Origin of the sequence: Cellulomonas triticagri, assembly GCF_003696205.1 — a bacterium.
Lineage (GTDB): Bacteria > Actinomycetota > Actinomycetes > Actinomycetales > Cellulomonadaceae > Cellulomonas > Cellulomonas triticagri.
Map to the genome: position 1 here is coordinate 1 of NZ_RFFI01000042.1, position 16,971 is coordinate 16,971.

Annotated in this window: 17 protein-coding genes; 10 read left to right on the forward strand and 7 right to left on the reverse strand. The window is 73.1% G+C overall.

Going from position 1 to position 16,971, the window contains the following annotated elements; genetic code table 11:
- Window positions 1-381: 381 nt before the first annotated feature.
- The 5 genes from bla to EBM89_RS09190 all read left to right on the forward strand — a co-directional run bounded on the left by bla (window position 382) and on the right by EBM89_RS09190 (window position 4,768).
- Window positions 382-1,194: a class A beta-lactamase gene (gene bla, locus EBM89_RS09170; RefSeq protein ID WP_158609596.1), complete on the forward strand. Its 813-nt coding sequence runs from the start codon at window positions 382-384 to the stop codon at window positions 1,192-1,194.
- A gap of 95 nt (window positions 1,195-1,289) precedes the next feature.
- Window positions 1,290-2,018: a hypothetical protein gene (locus tag EBM89_RS09175; RefSeq protein ID WP_122149140.1), complete on the forward strand. Its 729-nt coding sequence runs from the start codon at window positions 1,290-1,292 to the stop codon at window positions 2,016-2,018.
- Between the two features lie 289 nt (window positions 2,019-2,307).
- The gene (locus EBM89_RS09180) at window positions 2,308-3,252 is read left to right on the forward strand and encodes an ABC transporter ATP-binding protein (protein WP_122149141.1); all 945 of its coding nucleotides are present in this window, start codon (window positions 2,308-2,310) and stop codon (window positions 3,250-3,252) included.
- Window positions 3,249-4,001, forward strand: a complete 753-nt coding sequence (locus EBM89_RS09185) for an ABC transporter permease (protein ID WP_158609598.1) — start codon at window positions 3,249-3,251, stop codon at window positions 3,999-4,001. Before EBM89_RS09180 ends, EBM89_RS09185 begins: the two co-directional genes overlap by 4 nt.
- Window positions 3,998-4,768, forward strand: coding sequence for an ABC transporter permease (locus EBM89_RS09190; protein ID WP_122149143.1), 771 nt, complete (start codon window positions 3,998-4,000; stop codon window positions 4,766-4,768). The genes EBM89_RS09185 and EBM89_RS09190 overlap by 4 nt, the downstream gene beginning before the upstream one ends.
- A 15-nt stretch (window positions 4,769-4,783) precedes the next feature.
- On the opposite strand, the gene EBM89_RS09195 is transcribed toward EBM89_RS09190, so the two are convergent.
- The 5 genes from EBM89_RS09195 to EBM89_RS09215 all read right to left on the reverse strand — a co-directional run bounded on the left by EBM89_RS09195 (window position 4,784) and on the right by EBM89_RS09215 (window position 10,219).
- Entirely contained in the window at window positions 4,784-5,596 is an 813-nt protein-coding gene (locus EBM89_RS09195) for an ABC transporter ATP-binding protein (protein ID WP_122149144.1), read from the reverse strand.
- A gap of 11 nt (window positions 5,597-5,607) precedes the next feature.
- Entirely contained in the window at window positions 5,608-6,522 is a 915-nt protein-coding gene (locus EBM89_RS09200) for an ABC transporter permease (RefSeq protein ID WP_122149145.1), read from the reverse strand.
- A 64-nt stretch (window positions 6,523-6,586) separates the two neighbouring features.
- The gene (locus tag EBM89_RS09205; protein ID WP_233571642.1) at window positions 6,587-7,543 is read right to left on the reverse strand and encodes an ABC transporter substrate-binding protein; all 957 of its coding nucleotides are present in this window, start codon (window positions 7,541-7,543) and stop codon (window positions 6,587-6,589) included.
- 127 nt (window positions 7,544-7,670) lie between these two features.
- Window positions 7,671-9,473, reverse strand: a complete 1,803-nt coding sequence (gene atzF / locus EBM89_RS09210; RefSeq protein ID WP_122149147.1) for an allophanate hydrolase — start codon at window positions 9,471-9,473, stop codon at window positions 7,671-7,673.
- Window positions 9,470-10,219: a GntR family transcriptional regulator gene (locus tag EBM89_RS09215; RefSeq protein ID WP_122149148.1), complete on the reverse strand. Its 750-nt coding sequence runs from the start codon at window positions 10,217-10,219 to the stop codon at window positions 9,470-9,472. The genes atzF and EBM89_RS09215 overlap by 4 nt, the downstream gene beginning before the upstream one ends.
- A gap of 654 nt (window positions 10,220-10,873) precedes the next feature.
- On the opposite strand from EBM89_RS09215, the gene nrdH reads away from it, so the two are divergent.
- The 4 genes from nrdH (at window position 10,874) to nrdF (ending at window position 14,879) form a co-directional block, all read left to right on the forward strand.
- Complete coding sequence (gene nrdH, locus EBM89_RS09220; RefSeq protein WP_122149149.1) at window positions 10,874-11,119, forward strand: glutaredoxin-like protein NrdH; 246 nt, start codon at window positions 10,874-10,876, stop codon at window positions 11,117-11,119.
- A gap of 71 nt (window positions 11,120-11,190) precedes the next feature.
- Complete coding sequence (gene nrdI, locus EBM89_RS09225) at window positions 11,191-11,607, forward strand: class Ib ribonucleoside-diphosphate reductase assembly flavoprotein NrdI (protein ID WP_122149150.1); 417 nt, start codon at window positions 11,191-11,193, stop codon at window positions 11,605-11,607.
- 35 nt (window positions 11,608-11,642) lie between these two features.
- Complete coding sequence (gene nrdE / locus EBM89_RS09230) at window positions 11,643-13,748, forward strand: class 1b ribonucleoside-diphosphate reductase subunit alpha (RefSeq protein ID WP_233571645.1); 2,106 nt, start codon at window positions 11,643-11,645, stop codon at window positions 13,746-13,748.
- A gap of 156 nt (window positions 13,749-13,904) precedes the next feature.
- Window positions 13,905-14,879, forward strand: a complete 975-nt coding sequence (gene nrdF, locus EBM89_RS09235) for a class 1b ribonucleoside-diphosphate reductase subunit beta (protein WP_122149152.1) — start codon at window positions 13,905-13,907, stop codon at window positions 14,877-14,879.
- A 95-nt stretch (window positions 14,880-14,974) separates the two neighbouring features.
- Here the strand turns inward: nrdF and EBM89_RS09240 are convergent, their stop codons facing one another.
- Together EBM89_RS09240 and EBM89_RS09245 are read right to left on the reverse strand one after the other, a co-directional pair.
- Entirely contained in the window at window positions 14,975-15,211 is a 237-nt protein-coding gene (locus EBM89_RS09240; protein ID WP_147463501.1) for a hypothetical protein, read from the reverse strand.
- Between the two features lie 48 nt (window positions 15,212-15,259).
- Window positions 15,260-16,174, reverse strand: coding sequence for an alpha/beta hydrolase family protein (locus tag EBM89_RS09245; RefSeq protein ID WP_122149154.1), 915 nt, complete (start codon window positions 16,172-16,174; stop codon window positions 15,260-15,262).
- Window positions 16,175-16,312: 138 nt separating this feature from the next.
- Here EBM89_RS09245 and EBM89_RS09250 point away from each other — a divergent pair, with 138 nt between their 5' ends.
- Window positions 16,313-16,963 carry a TetR/AcrR family transcriptional regulator gene (locus EBM89_RS09250; protein WP_233571643.1) on the forward strand — a complete coding sequence of 217 codons (651 nt, stop codon included), beginning with the start codon at window positions 16,313-16,315 and terminating at the stop codon, window positions 16,961-16,963.
- The last annotated feature ends 8 nt before the right edge of the window (window positions 16,964-16,971 follow it).

A 16,971-nucleotide genomic window follows, 5' to 3' on the forward strand; every position in this document is an offset into this window, starting at 1 on the left:
GGCCCGCCGCCGCCCGGGGGAGGTCCCGACCGAGGACCCCCGCGCGGCCGGGGCCCGCGGCGCGATCGTCCTCTGGCGCCCGGGCGGCCGCTGACCGTGCCCCGGTCTGCGCCCGCACCCGGCCCCGGGCCCGCACCCGGACCGAGCTCTGCGCCCGCTCACGTCCGCGGCACGTCGCCGAGTGCGCACGACCTGCGGGACATCCCGCGCAGACCGGACCGGCTCCTCCGCAGTCGGCGCGCTCGCGCGGGGCTGGGAGTCGGGATCGTGCTCGGGCTGCTGGCCCTGGGGGCGTGCTCGGGTACGGAACCCGGGCCCGGTCCGGTGCGGACGGCACCGGCACCCTCGACCGCGCCGACCGTCCCGCCTGCACCGACCCCCGTGGACCTCTCGCCGGGCGTCGCCGCGGCGCTCGCGGACCTGGAGGCCGAGACGGGCTACCGGGTCGGCGTGCACGCCGTCGACACGGTGACCGGCGACGTGGTGAACCACCGGGCGGACGAGCGGTTCGGGTACGCGTCCACGATCAAGGCGCTCGCGCTCGGCGTCGCCCTGCGCGGCGCCGACCCGTCGGTCCTGGACCGGACGCTGCCGGTCACCGCCGAGGACGTCGCCGGCGCCGGGTACACCCCGGTGACCGCGGACCGCGTCGGCAGCAGCATGACCCTCGCCGACCTCGGTGCCGCCGCCGTCTCCCTCAGCGACAACGGTGCGCTGAACGTCGTCCTGCGGGACCTCGGCGGCCCGGCTGCGCTCCGGGCGGTGCTGGTCGACCTCGGCGACACCACCACGCAGGTCGACGCCGTCGAGCCGGACCTCAACCGGTTCACGCCCGGCGAGCCCGCGCGCACCAGCACCCCGCGCGCGCTCGCGGACGGCCTGGCGGTGTTCGCGCTCGGCGACGAGCTCGACCCGGCGGTGCGCGAGGTGTACGTGGGCTGGCTCACCGGGTCGACCACGGGCGACGCGACGATCCGCGCGGGAGCTCCGGAGGGCTGGCTGGTCGGCGGCAAGACCGGCACCGCCGGCCGCTACGGCTCCCGCAACGACGTCGCGGTCGCGTGGCCCCCCGGCGAGGGCGCCCCGGTCGTGGTGGCGGTCCTCACCGACCACCCGGACCCGGCGGCGGCACCGGACGACACGGTCGTCGCCCGCGCGGCCGCGATCGTCCTCGGGGCGTACGCGGGACGCTGACGGCCGGGGTCCCCCACCCGGCGCGGCGTCCCCGCCGGGCCACGTCCGATGCCCACCGGGATGCGGACCGGTCCTACCCGCGGCAACCTCAGGGCATGACGGCGCCGCCCGCACCGACCCCCTCGACGTCGCCCGCACCGCGGCCCTCGCGCGCGGCCCGCGCCGCTGCCGCAGCGGAGGTCGGCTGGACGCCGCTGCGCTGGCGGGACCTCCCGGCCGTGGCCTGGACCACCGCGTGCGACGGGGTCCCGGCCCGGGGCCGCGTCAGCCGGACGCTGCTGGCGGCGTGGTGCTGGCCGGCGCGGCTCGTCGTGGTCCCCGGTGGGCGGTACCACCGGGACGGCCGTCGCGTCACGGTCTCGCTGACCCGGGTGCCGGCCGCGGCGATCGCGATCGGCGTCGCGCTCGGCCTCGGCACGCGGTGGCTGCTGGATCTGCTGGTCCCGCGGGACGCCCGGGGCTGGGCGGCGCTGGTGATCGCCCTCGTCCTCGCGTACGTGCTGTCGCTGTGCGTGCTGCAGTGGCTGCGGAACCGCGCCGAGCGCACCCCGGAGGAGCGGCGAGGCCTGTTCCGGTCGCCGGCGCAGCTCCGCACGACGTGGTGGCTGGGCCGGGTCGCGACCCGCGACGCGTCGTCCGACCGGCGGGCGGCGCTCGCGTCGGCGGCCGCGCTCGCCCGGGCGGTCACGGCGCCGGGCGAGACCGTCGGCGCCGCCGCGAAGTCGGACCGGCAGCAGGCCGAGCTCGAAGCCGCTGGCTTCGCGGAGCCGCGGGGCCACAAGGGCCTGGTGGTGTACCCGCCGCCGCCCCCCGCGGGACGCTGACGACGGCGGGTGGTCGCTGACCGGAACCGTGCCTCCGCCCGCGTCGGGTGCGCGCGGGCCGACCACCTACGTCAGCGGGCGGAGACACCGCAGCGGTCGTCCCGGTCGTCACCTGGATCGTCGGCAGGGTCCCGGAATCGGTACTCAGGTGGTGCCGACGCACCACTCACTTTTCGTCCGCGCGGCTAACTTCGCGTTCGCCCGGACGGCATCGCGGTCGTGCGGGATCTCCCCCACCGAGAGGACGCGACATGCTGTCTCGTCCGCACGGGGTCGAGGACTCGGTCCGGTGACCCGGCCTGCTCTCCATGCGCGGGGCCTGCGCCGGGCGTTCGGCGACCGGATCGCGGTCGACGACGTCTCGGTCCGGATCGACCCCGGTGAGATCGTGTGCGTCCTGGGACCGAACGGCGCGGGGAAGACGACGACCGTGCGGATGTGCGCGACCCTGCTGACCCCGACGGCGGGCAGCGTCGAGGTCGACGGCGTCGACGCCGTGGCGGATCCCCGGGCCGCCCGTCGCCGTACCGGTCTGGTGCTCGGTGGTGACGCGGGCTTCTACTCTCGGGCATCCGCCCGCAAGAACCTGCTGTTCTTCGCGGACGTGGCGGGAGTCCCCCGGTCCGAGAGGCACGGACGCGTCACGTCCGCGCTCGAGGCGGTCTCGCTGCTCGACCGTGCGGACGACCCGGTGCGTGCCTACTCCCGGGGTATGCGTCAGCGGCTGCACCTCGCCCGTGGGCTGCTCGGGCGGCCGCGCCTGCTGCTGCTCGACGAGCCGACGAGCGGGCTCGATCCCCAGGTCGCCGCCGAGACACGCACGCTGGTCCGGGCGCTCGCCGACTCCGGGGCCGGGGTGCTGCTGACCAGCCACCACATGGCCGAGGTCGAGCAGCTCGCCGACCGGATCCACGTCGTCGTCGGTGGCCGCGAGGTCGCGCACGGCTCGGTCGCCGAGATCTCGTCGGCGTCGGGCGTCGGGTCGGTGACGACGTTCACCACCGCACTCGGGGCGACCACCCTGGCGGCCGCGGTCGACGGACTCGCGGGCCCGCTCGACGTGACGGACGAGGCGGGTCGCTGGCGGGTCCGGATCCCGTGGCGCGGGGCCGCGAGGGAGGACCTGGTCCGGCAGTGGTGCCTGGCCGCCGGAGGCGGCGTCCCCGTCGACCTCGTAACCCGGCCCGCGACCCTGGAGGAGAGCTACCTGGCGCTCGTGGGGGCGTCCGCGTGATCGACCTCCGCCTCTGGGTGTTCCACGTCGCGCGGTTCTCCCGCAACGGCTACTTCGTCCAGCTCCTGCTCACGTCGACGCTCGGTCTCGTCGCGCTGCAGGCCCTGGCGGCCCAGGCGCCCGGAGCGCGGGGTGCCGAGCTCGGGTGGCTGCGCGCCGGCATGGTGGGGACCTGGACGGTGTGCACGGTCGCCGCGGGGATGATCGGCTTCCAGCGCTTCCAGGGGACGCTGGTGCACCTCGTGCGCTCGCCGTTGGCGCCCGCCCGTGTGCTGCTGCCCGTGGTCGGCGCGGCATCGGTCTTCGGTCTGGCCGCGCTGCCGCTCGCCGCCGCGGGCTCCTGGCTGCTGCGGCAGCCGGTGGCCCTCGGCGCCGTGCTGCCGATGGCCGCGGCAGCCGTCGTGTTCTGGCTCGCCTGCCTGTCCGTCTCCGCCGTCGTGGGGATGCTGTTCGTGCTGACGCCCAACGCGATGGTCTACGAGGGACTGCTCGCGGTGCCGCTGGTCCTGGTGAGCGGTGTCTTCGGGACACCGACCGGCCTCCCGTCGGCAGCCGTGGCACTGGCCCACGTCCTGCCGACCCGCAGCGCCGTGGAGCTGCTGCACGCCGTGGTGTCCGGTGCACCCGCCTCCGCGTCGCTGGTGGTCGGGAGCGTGGCGGTGTCGGCGGTGTGGCTCGTCGTCGCCGCGTGGGTGGCCCGGGTGGTGACGCGCCGTGCGACGACGGCCGGGACCGTGGAGCTGGTGTGAGGCGCGCCGACGGACCGTGGGCCACCTCGATCACGGTCGCCGCGGTGTCCAACCCCGCGCTGACGAACACCGCCACCGCGGTGACGTCCCTGGTGCTCGTCCCGGCGCTCCAGGTGCTGATGCTCGTCGCGGTCACCGCGTCCGTGGGGTCCCCCGACCTCGTCGGCACCGCGTACGCGGGGATCGTGCTGGCGTTCGGGCTCGGTGTGCTGAGCGGGACGGTCGAGCAGGTCACGCGCGACCGGCGTCTCGGGGTCGTCCAGGACGTGCTCGGCCACGGCATCGCCAACCCGGTGTACTGGGGCGGGAAGCTCGTGGTCCCGGTCGTGCTCGGCATCGTCCCGGCGCTCGCGGGAGCGGGCGTCGTGTTCTGGCTCGACGGCGCGCGCGACGTCGACGCGCTGTCCCGGACCCTGGTGCTGGTCCCGGTGGCGGCCCTCGCCGGGGGCATGGTCGGGTTGGCGGCTGCGGTGATCTCCCTCGCGTTGTCGGACCCGTACGTGGTCGCCAACTCCGCGTGCAGTGTCCTGCTCCTCACCGCCGGAGTCGTCCTGCCCCTCGGCCTGTACCCGGAGTGGCTGGCCTGGACCGCACGTGCCCTCCCGTTCACGGCGGTGATCGAGGCGGTCCGTGCCGACGGTCCGGTGGGCGTCCTGGTGCTCCGCGAGCTCGGCGTGTGCGCGGTCTGGCTCGGGGGCGGTGTCGTGGCGGGGCGGCGGGTGCTGTCGGCGTGGCGGTCGGGGCGCAGGACGGAGGAGGTCTGGTGACCGACGCCGAGCACCTCAGGCCGCGGCCACCGGCTCCTCGTGGACCAGGGCCGCGATGCGGCGCTTGAGCGCGTTGAACTCGCTCGACGTCACGTCCCGCTCGGCGCCGAGGTCGACGCGCACGATCTCCCGCACGTGCCCCGGGACCCCGTGCGCCGCGCCGCCCGCCATGACGACGACCCGGTCGGCGAGGAACACTGCCTCCTCGATGGAGTGCGTGATGAACAGGACGGTCGTGCCGGTCTCGCGGTGGATGCGGGACAGCTCGCCCTGCAGCGTGGACCGGGTGAGGGCGTCGAGCGCGCCGAACGGCTCGTCCATCAGCAGCAGCGACGGGTCGTTGGCGAGGACGCGGGCGATGGCGACGCGCTGCTGCATGCCGCCGGACAGCTCGCTGGGGTACTTGTCCGCGAACCGGGTGAGCCCGACGGCGTCGAGGAACCGGTCGGTGCGCTCGACCACGACCGGGCGCTGCAACCGGGCCTGCTTCGGGCCGTAGGCGATGTTCTCCCGGACGGACAGCCACGGGAACAGCCCGTAGTCCTGGAACACGACGCCGCGCTCGGGGTCGGGCCCGGTGACGGGGGCGCCCGCGACGGAGACGGTCCCGGAGGTGGCGTCCTCGAAGCCCGCGAGGATGCGCAGCAGCGTGGACTTGCCGCAGCCGGACGCGCCGACGACGCAGACGAACTCCCCGGCGGGGATGTCCAGGTCGACGTCGGCCATGGCCGCGACGGTGCCGCCGGAGCGGGTGGGGTACTGCTTGCCGAGCCCGGTGACGCGGACGTCGGCGGGCTGGCGGGGGCGGACGGCGCCGATGCGAGGCATGCGGGCTCCTCTCAGGTCAGGGTGGGGCGGCGGCGGGTGACGAGCGTGAGCAGCCCGGTGAGCAGGCGGTCGGCGACGAACCCGCACAGGCCGATGACGACCATGCCGGCGACGATGAGGTCGGTCTTCGACTGGTCGCGGGCCTGCGTGATCATCGCGCCGAGCCCGGTGTTGATGCCGACGGTCTCGCCGACGACGAGGATCACCCAGGCGAGCCCGAGCGCGACGCGCAGGCCGCTGGCGATGGACCGCATGGAGGCGGGCAGCACGACCTTGTAGAGCACCTGCGCGGGCTTGGTGCCGAGCATCGCGGCGGCCTCCAGCAGCCGCACGGGCACCTGCCGGACGCCCGCGATGGTGTTGAGCAGCACCGGGAAGAACGCCGCGAGGAACACCAGGAAGATCGCGGACCCGTCGCCGTACCCGATGATCAGCAGGGTCAGCGGCGCCCACGCGGTCACGGGGATCGGCCGGGCGAGGTTGACGGTCGGCTCCAGCATCCGGAACGCCAGCGAGAACCGGCCCATCACCACGCCGAGCGGCACGGCCAGGGCCACGGCCAGGGCGAACCCGGCGAGCACGCGCTGCGTGGAGGCCCACAGGTGCGCGAGCAGGGTGCCGCTGAACGCGTCGTCCACGATGCCGCCCACCGCGAGGTCGACCAGGCGGCGCCCGACCTCCAACGGGGTGGGCAGGAAGCCCATCTGGATGCCGAACGGCAGCTCCCACGCCTGCTGCACGCCGACGGTCCACAGCACGAGGACCAGCGCGGGCACGGGCAGGGCGAGCAGGAACGTCGGGCGGCGCCGGGCCCGGGCGGGGCGTGCGGTGGGGGCGGGCGCCCCTGCCGGGGCGATGCCGCCGGTGCGGGTCCGCGCCGCGGTGGCGGCGGCCGGTGAGGGCGGGGCGGTCTCGGTGCTGCTCATGTCTCTCCCTCGGGGTCGGGGGCGGGTGCCGGCCCGGGCGCGGTGGCCCGGGCCGGCACCGGGGTCAGGACGTGGCGGTGGACGCGTCCACGAAGGTGGTGTCGAGCAGCGCCTCGACGTCCACCTCCCCGTCGATCTGCTTCAGCGCCGCCATCTGCTCGACGAGCGCGCCGACCTGCTCGGTGTACTCGGCGTCGATCTCCCAGCGCGGCCAGATGTTCTCGATCGCGGTCTCCACGACCGCCTGGTCGATGCCGAACTCCGCGACGACGCCGTCCGCCCACGCCTGCGGGTCGGCGGCCATCTGCTCGGTCGCGGCGATGTGCGTGTCCACGACCTGCTGGACGAGGTCGGGGTCCTCCTCGATCAGGTCGCCGGTGGTGTAGAGGCCGATGTTCACGCGGCCGACCGGGGTGTCGTACGGCGAGGCGACCTGCACGGCGCCCGCCTGCAGGGCGGTGGACGGGCCGAGCTCGGCGGACGAGAACGCGTCGATCCGCCCGGCGGCGAGCGCGCTCGCCATGTCGGAGAACGGCAGGTTCACCAGCTCGACGTCGCTGTCCGCGTCCAGCCCGGCGGACTCCAGGGTCAGGCGGAGCAGGATCTCCTGCGACGAGCCCTGCGGGTACCCGACGGTCAGCCCGGCCAGGGACTCGATGCCGTCGAGGCCCTCGCGGCCGATGATGCCGGAGCCGCCGTCGGCCGCCGCGGCGACCACGACGACGTCCTGCCCGGCGGCGCTGCCCGACACCGCGGACGGCACGCCCGCCACGCCGAAGTCGATGTTGCCGCTGACCACGGCGTTCTTGATGTCAGGGGAGGTGTCGAACTGCACGACCTCGAACTCGACGCCCTCGGGCGCCAGGTCGGCGTAGAGGAACGGGTGGTACAGGTGCGGCTGACCCTTGAGGGTGCCGACCGTGACGACGGTGGTGCCGTCCTCGTCGGCGGGGGTGGCCCCCGCGGAGTCGGGGCTGCAGGCGGCCAGGCCGGCCACGGCCAGCAGGGCGGAGGCGGTCACGAGGGGGCGGGTGAGGCGCACGGGGGTCTCTTCTCTCTCGGCGTGCGGAGGGTGGGGGTCGTGCGGGTGGAGCCGGGTCGGGGGACCCGGGGGTCAGGGGTTCAGAGGAGGTTCAGGAGTCAGGGGTTCAGGAAGTCGGTACGACGCCCGCGGCGAGCGCGGCGCGCCAGCCGCCGAGGTGCGTGACGTCCACGGGGGCGGGGTCGCTGTCGGGCACCGCGCCGGGGACTGCGCCGGGCTGCCCGAGGAAGCCGACGACGTCCCGGCCGTCCTCGGTGCGCAGCGCGCCCAGCCCGAGCGGTGCCGGGATCCCCAGCAGCAGGCGGCCGAGGGCGTGCGGGGTGAGCAGCCACTCCTCGCCGTCCAGCGCCCCGCCGGTGCCGGGGGCCACGGCGTGCACCAGCGGCTTGGCCGGCGTGGTGCTCAGCGCGAGCATCCGGTAGTCCGGAGCCGTGCGGACGGGGCCGACCCAGCGGGCGCCGAGGTCGGTGAGCTGGTGGTGCAGCGGCTGACCGCGCAGGTGCGCGCCGAACAGCACGACGGGGACACCGCCGGGGGCGTACGGCTCGGCGACCCGCGCGTCCGGGGCGGGGTCCTCGTCGGCGACGAGCAGCGCCGCGAGGTCCAGGGCGACCTGGTCGTCGAACGCGCGGGTCAGCACGGTGACGCCGGCCTCGCCCGCGTCGGTGGCACCGAGCGGGACGGCGACGCCCGCCATGTCGAACAGGTTGACGAAGTTGGTGAACACCCCGAGCCGGGCGTTGCTGCCGAGCGGGTCGGCGGCCACCTCGGCGAGGGTCGGGTGCTCCGGCGCGGTCGGCACCAGCAGGGCGTCGCAGCCGTCGAGCTCCGCCATCGCGACCAGCCGCAGCCGACCGACCTCGCCTCGGTCGTCCAGGTACTCCGCGGCCGTGACCTGGCCCGCCGCGGCGGCGATCCGGGCCACGCTGGGGTCGGCGCCCTCGGGGTGCTCCGCGAGGAAGGTCCCGAAGGCGGCATGACGCTCCGCGACCAGCCCGCCCTCGTACAGCAGGCGCGCCGCCGCGACGAAGGCCGTCAGGTCCACCTCGCGGGTGCGGGCGCCGCGACGCTCCAGCGTCGCGACCGCGTCCGCGAACCGCGCCCGCACGCCCGGCGCGACCACCGCCAGGTCGGCGGCCCGGGGCACGGCGAGCACGGGGGCGGGCGGTGCGGCGAGCCGCACGTCCGCGGGCCAGGTGCGCGAGGACGGGTCGAGCGCGCTCGGCGCGGTCATGACCGACAGGGTCCGGCGCGCGAGGTCGAGGTCCGGGGCCAGCACCGTCACGCAGTCGTAGGACGCGCACGCCGGTACGACGCCGTCCTTCGGGACCAGGCCGAGCGTCGGCTTGATCCCGACGACCCGGTTGAACGCGGCCGGGACGCGGCCGGACCCGGCGGTGTCGGTCCCCAGCGCGATGTCCACGACGCCCAGCGCGACCGCGACGGCCGAGCCCGACGACGACCCGCCGGACACCCGGTCCGGGGCGACCGCGCTGGCGACCGCGCCGCCCGGGCTGCGGCTGCCGGTCAGGCCGGTCGCGAACTGGTCCAGCGTCGTCTTGCCGAGCACCACGGCGCCCGCGCCCCGCAGCAGGTCCACCACGGTCGCGGACCGCTCCGGCACCACCTGGCGCGCGGGGTGGGAGGCGGTCGTGGGGATGCCCGCGACGTCGATGTTGTCCTTGACCGCCAGCACCAGCCCGGCCAGCGGCAGGGCCTCACCCGCGGCGACCCGGGCGTCCACGGCGCGCGCCTCGGCCTCGACGTCGGCCCGGGGCCGGACGTGCGTCCACACCTCCGGACGGGCGGCGGCGTCCAGCGCCGCGAAGGCGCGGGCGACGCGCTCGACCGCCGTGCTCGTCGTGCCCGGGGCGGGGCTGGTGGTGAGGGCGGTGGTCGTGGCGGTCATCGCTGCTCCTCGCGGGCCATCATGCGGGTCATCTCCAGGGCCGCCGCGGCGCGCTCCATCACGACCTCCCGGGACGCGCCGACGTGCGCGCGCAGCGCCTCCAGCGCCTGCGGGATGCGGTCGCGGACCACGAGCTCGGCGATGCCGATGTGCTCGGTGATCGTCGCCGTCATGCGGTCCTCGGTCAGGTAGTCGTACATGCGCACCGAGCGGATCCGCTGGTTCGTCTGGGCGAGCGCGTCCGTCAGCGCCGGGTTGCCCGAGGTGTCGAGCAGGGTCGCGTGGAACCGCTCGTCCTGGCTGACGAACCCGGCGTCCGGGGCGGGCGTCGCGTCCCGGAACCCGTACCAGCGGTCCAGCTCCGCCTCCAGGCGCGGGCGGTCGTGGTGCACCGTCGGGTCCTCCAGCGCGCGGGTCAGGCCGCGCAGCTCCAGGGTGATCCGCAGCTCGTACAGGTCGGTGAGCTCGCGGAAGCTCGGCACGTACAGGTGCAGGCCGCTGTCCCGGCGCACGATCACGCCGTCGGCCAGCAGCCGGGCCAGCGCCTCCCGGACGGGGGTGCGGGACGCGCCGTGCCGCTCGGCGAGGCGCTCCTCGGTCAGCCGCTCGTAGGGGGACACCCGGCCGCTCATCAGCTCGTCGCGGATCGTCAGGTAGACGCGCTCGCGCAGCGACGGGGCGGGGCGGGCGGTGGTGCCGGGGCCCGCCTCGGGTGCCGTCCCCGCACCCGCGAGTTCTGTGCTCATGTCTGTATACAGAACCGTGCACATGTTTCCCCTCGTGGCGCCGCATGTTGCGGTCACGTGACACCTGCGGCGGGGGCCGACTGCTGCTGACTGCGCCCGCGTGCGCCCTCGCGCGCGCGAGGCAACCGCTCGCCCCGAGCCGGTCGCCGAGCCGGTCGCCGGGGCGCCCCCCGGGCGCGACACGCCCAAGGTGCGCGACACGCCGTGACGATGTGGGTTGTGCCACCTGGGGCGGGCGTCACACCGGAGCGCGTCGCCGCCCGGGGTGAAACGGTCGTCCACATGTGGGTGGCCCTGTGGGTCGATCTGGGGACGCCTGTGGACGAACCTGCAGGCCCGGTGCACGGTCATCGTGCGGGGTGTGTGTCAGTGGTCGGTCGTAGCCTGTGGAAGAACTCGGACACACAGGCGTCATGCACAGCCTGTGGATGAACGACACGCGTGTAACACCAGCCCTAGTGGTCCGTTGCGGGACTCACCACTAGGTGTAGTGTTCCAACTCGCTGCTCGACGCGGCGCCCGGGGCACATCGGGCGGACCGGCCGGAGCAGCCAGCCAGACAGGACAGCACCAGCACGTCGAGGCACCACGCAGGACGTGCGGGCGGGCGCGGGGGCGCACGTTCAGCCAGCCACACACACCGGGGAGACAGCGATGACCATCACCGTCTACAGCAAGCCGTCCTGCGTCCAGTGCACCGCGACGTACCGCGCGATGGACAAGGCCGGCCTGCAGTACGAGGTCGTGGACATCACGGAGGACGCCGACGCGCGTGACTACGTCATGTCGCTCGGCCACCTGCAGGCCCCGGTCGTCGTGGCGGACGGCAACCACTGGTCGGGCTACCGCCCCGACCAGATCAAGGCGCTCGCGGACCGCGCCGCGGTCTCCGTCGCCTGACGCGACCGACCGCCGCCCGCTGACCCGGGCGACCCAGCACACGATCCGACCGGGGCGAGGGGGATCGAGCGATGAGCTCGTTGGTCTACTTCTCCAGCGTCTCCGAGAACACCCGCCGGTTCGTCGAGAAGCTCGACATCGAGGCGACGCGGATCCCGCTCCGACCCACGGAGCCCTTCCTGCACGTGCGGGACCCCTATGTCCTGGTGGTCCCCACGTACGGCGGCGGCAACGAGGGCGGCGCGGTCCCGCGCCAGGTGATCAAGTTCCTCAACGACCCGGCCAACCGTTCCCTCATCCGCGGCGTCATCGCGGGCGGGAACACCAACTTCGGCGCGCACTACTGCATGGCCGGAGACATCATCGCGGCGAAGACCCAGGTCCCGTACCTGTACGCCTTCGAGCTCATGGGAACGACCGAGGACGTCAGGCGCGTCCGAGAGGGATGGGGACGGTTTTGGCAGCGACACTCACAGATTCCGGCGTGACGGACGCGACCGAGGTCATCACCATCACGCCCGAGATGGACTACCACTCGCTCAACGCGATGCTGAACCTCTACGGCGCGAACGGCGAGATCCAGTTCGACAAGGACCGGGAGGCGGCGCGGCAGTACTTCCTGCAGCACGTCAACCAGAACACGGTCTTCTTCCACGACCTGGAGGAGAAGCTCGAGTACCTGGTCGAGCACAAGTACTACGAGGCCGACGTCCTCGCGCAGTACGACGCGGCGTTCATCAAGTCGCTGTTCAAGCACGCGTACGCCAAGAAGTTCCGGTTCCAGACCTTCCTGGGCGCCTTCAAGTACTACACCTCGTACACGCTGAAGACGTTCGACGGCAAGCGGTACCTGGAGCGCTTCGAGGACCGCGTCGCGATGGTGTCCCTCGCGCTGGCCGAGGGCGACGAGACGTTCGCCCTGCAGCTGGTCGACGAGATCATCTCCGGCCGCTTCCAGCCGGCGACGCCGACGTTCCTCAACCTCGGCAAGGCGCAGCGCGGCGAGCCCGTGTCCTGCTTCCTGCTGCGCATCGAGGACAACATGGAGTCCATCGCGCGCGGCATCAACTCCGCGCTGCAGCTCTCCAAGCGCGGCGGCGGCGTGGCCCTGCTGCTGTCGAACATCCGCGAGCACGGCGCGCCGATCAAGCACATCGAGAACCAGTCGTCCGGCGTCATCCCCGTGATGAAGCTGCTCGAGGACTCCTTCTCGTACGCGAACCAGCTCGGTGCCCGCCAGGGCGCGGGTGCGGTGTACCTGCACGCGCACCACCCGGACATCATGCGGTTCCTCGACACCAAGCGGGAGAACGCGGACGAGAAGATCCGCATCAAGACCCTGTCGCTGGGCGTCGTCATCCCGGACATCACGTTCGAGCTCGCGAAGAACAACGAGGACATGTACCTGTTCTCGCCGTACGACGTCGAGCGCGTCTACGGCAAGCCCTTCGCGGACGTCAACGTCTCCGAGAACTACCGCGCGATGGTCGACAACGGCCAGATCCGCAAGCAGAAGATCAAGGCGCGCGACTTCTTCCAGACGCTCGCCGAGCTGCAGTTCGAGTCCGGCTACCCGTACATCCTGTTCGAGGACACGGCCAACAAGGCCAACCCGATCAAGGGCAAGATCACGCACTCGAACCTGTGCTCGGAGATCCTGCAGGTCTCGACGCCCTCGACCTTCAACGAGGACCTGTCGTACGACCACGTCGGCCGCGACATCTCCTGCAACCTCGGCTCGATGAACATCGCCCTGTCGATGGACTCGCCCGACTTCGGTCGCTCCGTCGAGACCGCGATCCGCGCGCTCACCGCCGTGTCCGACCAGACCGACATCGAGTCCGTCCCGTCGGTCAAGCGCGCCAACCGCGGCGGCCACGCCATCGGCCTCGGGCAGATGAACCTGCACGGGTACCTGGCGCGCGAGCGGATCTTCTACGGGTCCGAGGAGGGCCTCGACTTCACCAACATGTACTTCTACACGGTCGCCTACCACGCGATCCGTGCGTCGAACCTGCTGGCGCAGGAGCGCAAGCAGGCGTTCCTCGGCTTCGAGGACTCGAAGTACGCGTCCGGCGAGTACTTCGAGAAGTACATCGAGGGCACCTGGGAGCCGCGCACCGCCCGCATCCGCGACCTGTTCGCCACCGCCGGCGTGCACATCCCCACGCAGGACGACTGGAAGGCCCTGGCGGAGCTGGTGCGCGAGCACGGCCTCTACAACCAGAACCTCCAGGCCGTCCCGCCGACGGGCTCGATCTCGTACATCAACCACTCGACGTCCTCGATCCACCCGATCGCGTCGAAGATCGAGATCCGCAAGGAGGGCAAGCTCGGCCGCGTGTACTACCCGGCGCCGTTCATGACGAACGACAACCTGGAGTACTACGACGACGCGTACGAGATCGGCTACGAGAAGATCATCGACACGTACGCCGAGGCCACCCAGCACGTCGACCAGGGCCTGTCGCTGACGCTGTTCTTCAAGGACACCGCCACCACCCGCGACATCAACAAGGCGCAGATCTACGCCTGGCGCAAGGGGATCAAGACGATCTACTACATCCGCCTGCGGCAGATGGCGCTCGAGGGCACCGAGGTCGAGGGCTGCGTCTCCTGCATGCTCTGACCGCGTGACGCCGGTCCTCCCCGACGGGGAGGGCCGGCGCACCCGCGTCAGGGTGGGCGCACCCGCGTCAGGGTGGGCGCACCCGTTCAGGGTGCAGGATGAGCACCAGGACCCCGCGGCCCGCCGCGAACCGCACGACATCTAGATGGAGCAGTGATGGCCGAGAAGCTCAAGCTGGTCGACCGCGTCCAGGCGATCAACTGGAACCGCGTCGAGGACGAGAAGGACGTCGAGGTCTGGGACCGGCTCGTTGGCAACTTCTGGCTGCCCGAGAAGGTCCCGGTGTCCAACGACATCCAGTCCTGGGCGACCCTCAGCGACGTCGAGAAGCAGATGACGACCCGCGTCTTCACGGGCCTGACCCTGCTCGACACCATCCAGGGCACCGTCGGCGCCGTCTCGCTCATCCCGGACGCGCTCACCCCCCACGAGGAGGCGGTGTACACCAACATCGCGTTCATGGAGTCGGTGCACGCGAAGTCGTACTCCTCGATCTTCTCGACCCTGATCTCCACCCGCGAGATCGACGAGGCGTTCCGCTGGTCCGAGGAGAACCCGAACCTGCAGCGCAAGGCCGAGATCGTCCTCGACTACTACCGGGGCGACGAGCCGCTCAAGCGCAAGGTCGCCTCGACCATGCTCGAGTCGTTCCTGTTCTACTCCGGCTTCTACGCGCCGATGTACTGGTCCAGCCGCGCCAAGCTCACCAACACGGCCGACCTCATCCGCCTCATCATCCGCGACGAGGCCGTGCACGGGTACTACATCGGCTACAAGTTCCAGAAGGGCCTGGAGAAGCTCACCGAGGCCGAGCGCCAGGACCTCAAGGACTACACGTTCGAGCTGCTCTTCGAGCTGTACGACAACGAGGTGGAGTACACCCAGGACCTCTACGACCCCCTCGGCCTCACCGAGGACGTCAAGGCGTTCCTGCGCTACAACGCCAACAAGGCCCTGATGAACCTGGGCTACGAGGCCCTGTTCCCCAAGGACGAGACCGCCGTCAACCCGGCGATCCTGTCCGCGCTGTCGCCGAACGCCGACGAGAACCACGACTTCTTCTCCGGGTCGGGCTCCTCGTACGTCATCGGCAAGGCCGTGAACACCGAGGACGAGGACTGGGACTTCTGATCCCGGCCTGATCGGAGTCGACGCCCCGCCGAGCACCTGCTCGGCGGGGCGTCGTCGTCAGCGGGGTCGACCGGCGGACGGTCCGCGGCCGGGTGTCACGCGAGCGAGCCGGTCAGCCCGGCGATCAGCACCGCCGCGCCGGCGACGACCAGGAACGCCCCGCCGGCGGCCATCAGCCCGGGCGACTGGGTGCGCGGGCCGACCCGCCCGCCCCGCCGCGCCCGCACCTCGCGGGCCGCGCGCGAGATGCGCTCGCGCCGCAGGACGAAGAAGACGCCGAACACGATCGCGACCGCACCCCACACGACGGCGACCACCTGACCTGTCGTCATGCCGGACAGCATGGCCGAGGTGCGGGCGCGGCGCGCGTCGGTGACCCGTCAGTGCGAGTCGATCCGCCCGTGCTCGTGGGTCGCCCCGGCGACCTCCGCCCAGACGCCCGGGTCGACGCCGAGGGTCGTCCGCAGGAACGCCGTCGTGGTGCGCCGCACCAGGTCGACCCGCTCCGGGCTCTCGTCGGTGGTGGCGGTCGACGCGTAGTCCTGGATGCCGCCGAGGGAGTGCTCCCCGCCGAACAGGGTCACCAGGTGCCGCACGCCGGGGCTCAGGTGGTAGACGTCGGTGAACCAGTCCGGCCCGCGCGTGGACAGCGCCGACTGGTCGTGGTCGCCCGCCACGGCGATCGAGGGCGTGCGCAGCCGCGTGAAGTCCGGGCTCATGAAGGCGAAGTTCTCCTGCGCGAAGGGGCTGAGGTCGCCGCGCGCGACCCCGGTGGTGGCGAGCAGGACGCCGGCCTTCACGCGGGGGTCGGTGCGGTCCTCGCCCGGCTGCCCGTGGGCGTCCAGGACGCGGGCGCCGAGGAGCATCCCGACGGACTGACCGCCCCAGGAGTGTCCGGCCACCGCGAGGCGGTCGACCGCGACGCGGCCCGGCAGGCCGGGCACGGCGGCGATCAGGGTGTCGAGGGCGTCGATCACCCGCTCCAGGTCGTCGACACGGGTCTGCCAGATGGTCGGGTACCGCGGGTCGGCGGGCGTGAGGCCCAGCGTCGCGGAGTCGAGGAACGTGGGCTGGACGACGACGAACCCGTGGGTCGTCCAGTGGTCCACGAGCGGGTCGGCGGAGGTCATGGATCCGCCGAAGCCGTGCGCGAAGACGAGGACCGGGAGGTCGGTGCCCGTGGTGGGTGCGGTGACCCGGACCTCCAGGTCCTGGCCGCGTCCGGGTGCGGCCAGGACGACCGGTCGGACGCTGATGACCTGGGTGGGGGTGGGGGTGGGTGCTGCGGTCGGCATGAGGGGCCTCCGGGGCCGGTTCGCGGGACGTCACTCGAAACGGAGCGACGTTCCGCACCGTAACGGAACGTTGTTCCGGTGTGCAATCGAAAGGGAACGCTGATCCGTTACGGCGACTGGCTGTGCGAGGATGCGGGCATGATGACGTCCGCTGCGCCCGACGGGAGCGCCGTTCCCGACGGGACCGACGGGACCGACGGGACCGACGGGGCCGACGGGGCCGTGCCGCGACGGCGCCGCGACGTCGAGCGGAACCAGCGGGCGCTCCTGGACGCGGCGGGCGCGGTGTTCGCCACCTCCGGCGTGGGCGCGCCGGTCCGGGAGGTCGCGGCCGCCGCGGGGGTGGGCGTCGCCACCCTGTACCGGCACTTCCCGACCCGGTCCGACCTCGTCGTCGCCGTCTACCGGCACCAGGTCGACGCGTGCGCCGAGGCGGGTCCCGCGCTGCTGGCGACCGAGCCGACACCGTTCGCCGCCACCCTCGCCTGGGTGCACGGGTTCGTGGACTTCCTCGGCACGAAGCACGGGCTCGGCCGTGTGTGGGAGGGCGACGACGCGGGGTTCACGGCGCTGCACGTGCTGTTCGTGGAGCGGCTGGTCCCGGTCCTGGACGGGCTCCTCGACGCCGCCCGCGCGTCCGGCGAGGTCGTCGCGCCCGTGACCGCCTACCAGCTTCTGCGCGCCGTCGGCGACCTCGTCGCGTGGGCGCCCCAGGACCCCGACTACGACGTCCGGCGCATGGTGACGCTGCTGGTCTCCGGGCTGCGGCAGGAGCCGCCCGCGCCCTGAGGGCGGCG

What these genes read in the sequence shown, in the direction of transcription:
- EBM89_RS09175 (WP_122149140.1), top strand. Translation starts at nt 1,290, where the DNA reads ATGACGGCGCCGCCCGCACCGACCCCCTCGACGTCGCCCGCACCGCGG.
- EBM89_RS09195 (WP_122149144.1), bottom strand. Translation starts at nt 5,596, where the DNA reads ATGCCTCGCATCGGCGCCGTCCGCCCCCGCCAGCCCGCCGACGTCCGC.
- EBM89_RS09200 (WP_122149145.1), bottom strand. Translation starts at nt 6,522, where the DNA reads ATGAGCAGCACCGAGACCGCCCCGCCCTCACCGGCCGCCGCCACCGCG.
- atzF (WP_122149147.1), bottom strand. Translation starts at nt 9,473, where the DNA reads ATGACCGCCACGACCACCGCCCTCACCACCAGCCCCGCCCCGGGCACG.
- EBM89_RS09215 (WP_122149148.1), bottom strand. Translation starts at nt 10,219, where the DNA reads ATGAGCACAGAACTCGCGGGTGCGGGGACGGCACCCGAGGCGGGCCCC.
- nrdH (WP_122149149.1), top strand. Translation starts at nt 10,874, where the DNA reads ATGACCATCACCGTCTACAGCAAGCCGTCCTGCGTCCAGTGCACCGCG.
- nrdI (WP_122149150.1), top strand. Translation starts at nt 11,191, where the DNA reads ATGAGCTCGTTGGTCTACTTCTCCAGCGTCTCCGAGAACACCCGCCGG.
- nrdE (WP_233571645.1), top strand. Translation starts at nt 11,643, where the DNA reads ATGGACTACCACTCGCTCAACGCGATGCTGAACCTCTACGGCGCGAAC.
- nrdF (WP_122149152.1), top strand. Translation starts at nt 13,905, where the DNA reads ATGGCCGAGAAGCTCAAGCTGGTCGACCGCGTCCAGGCGATCAACTGG.
- EBM89_RS09240 (WP_147463501.1), bottom strand. Translation starts at nt 15,211, where the DNA reads ATGACGACAGGTCAGGTGGTCGCCGTCGTGTGGGGTGCGGTCGCGATC.
- EBM89_RS09245 (WP_122149154.1), bottom strand. Translation starts at nt 16,174, where the DNA reads ATGCCGACCGCAGCACCCACCCCCACCCCCACCCAGGTCATCAGCGTC.
- EBM89_RS09250 (WP_233571643.1), top strand. Translation starts at nt 16,313, where the DNA reads ATGATGACGTCCGCTGCGCCCGACGGGAGCGCCGTTCCCGACGGGACC.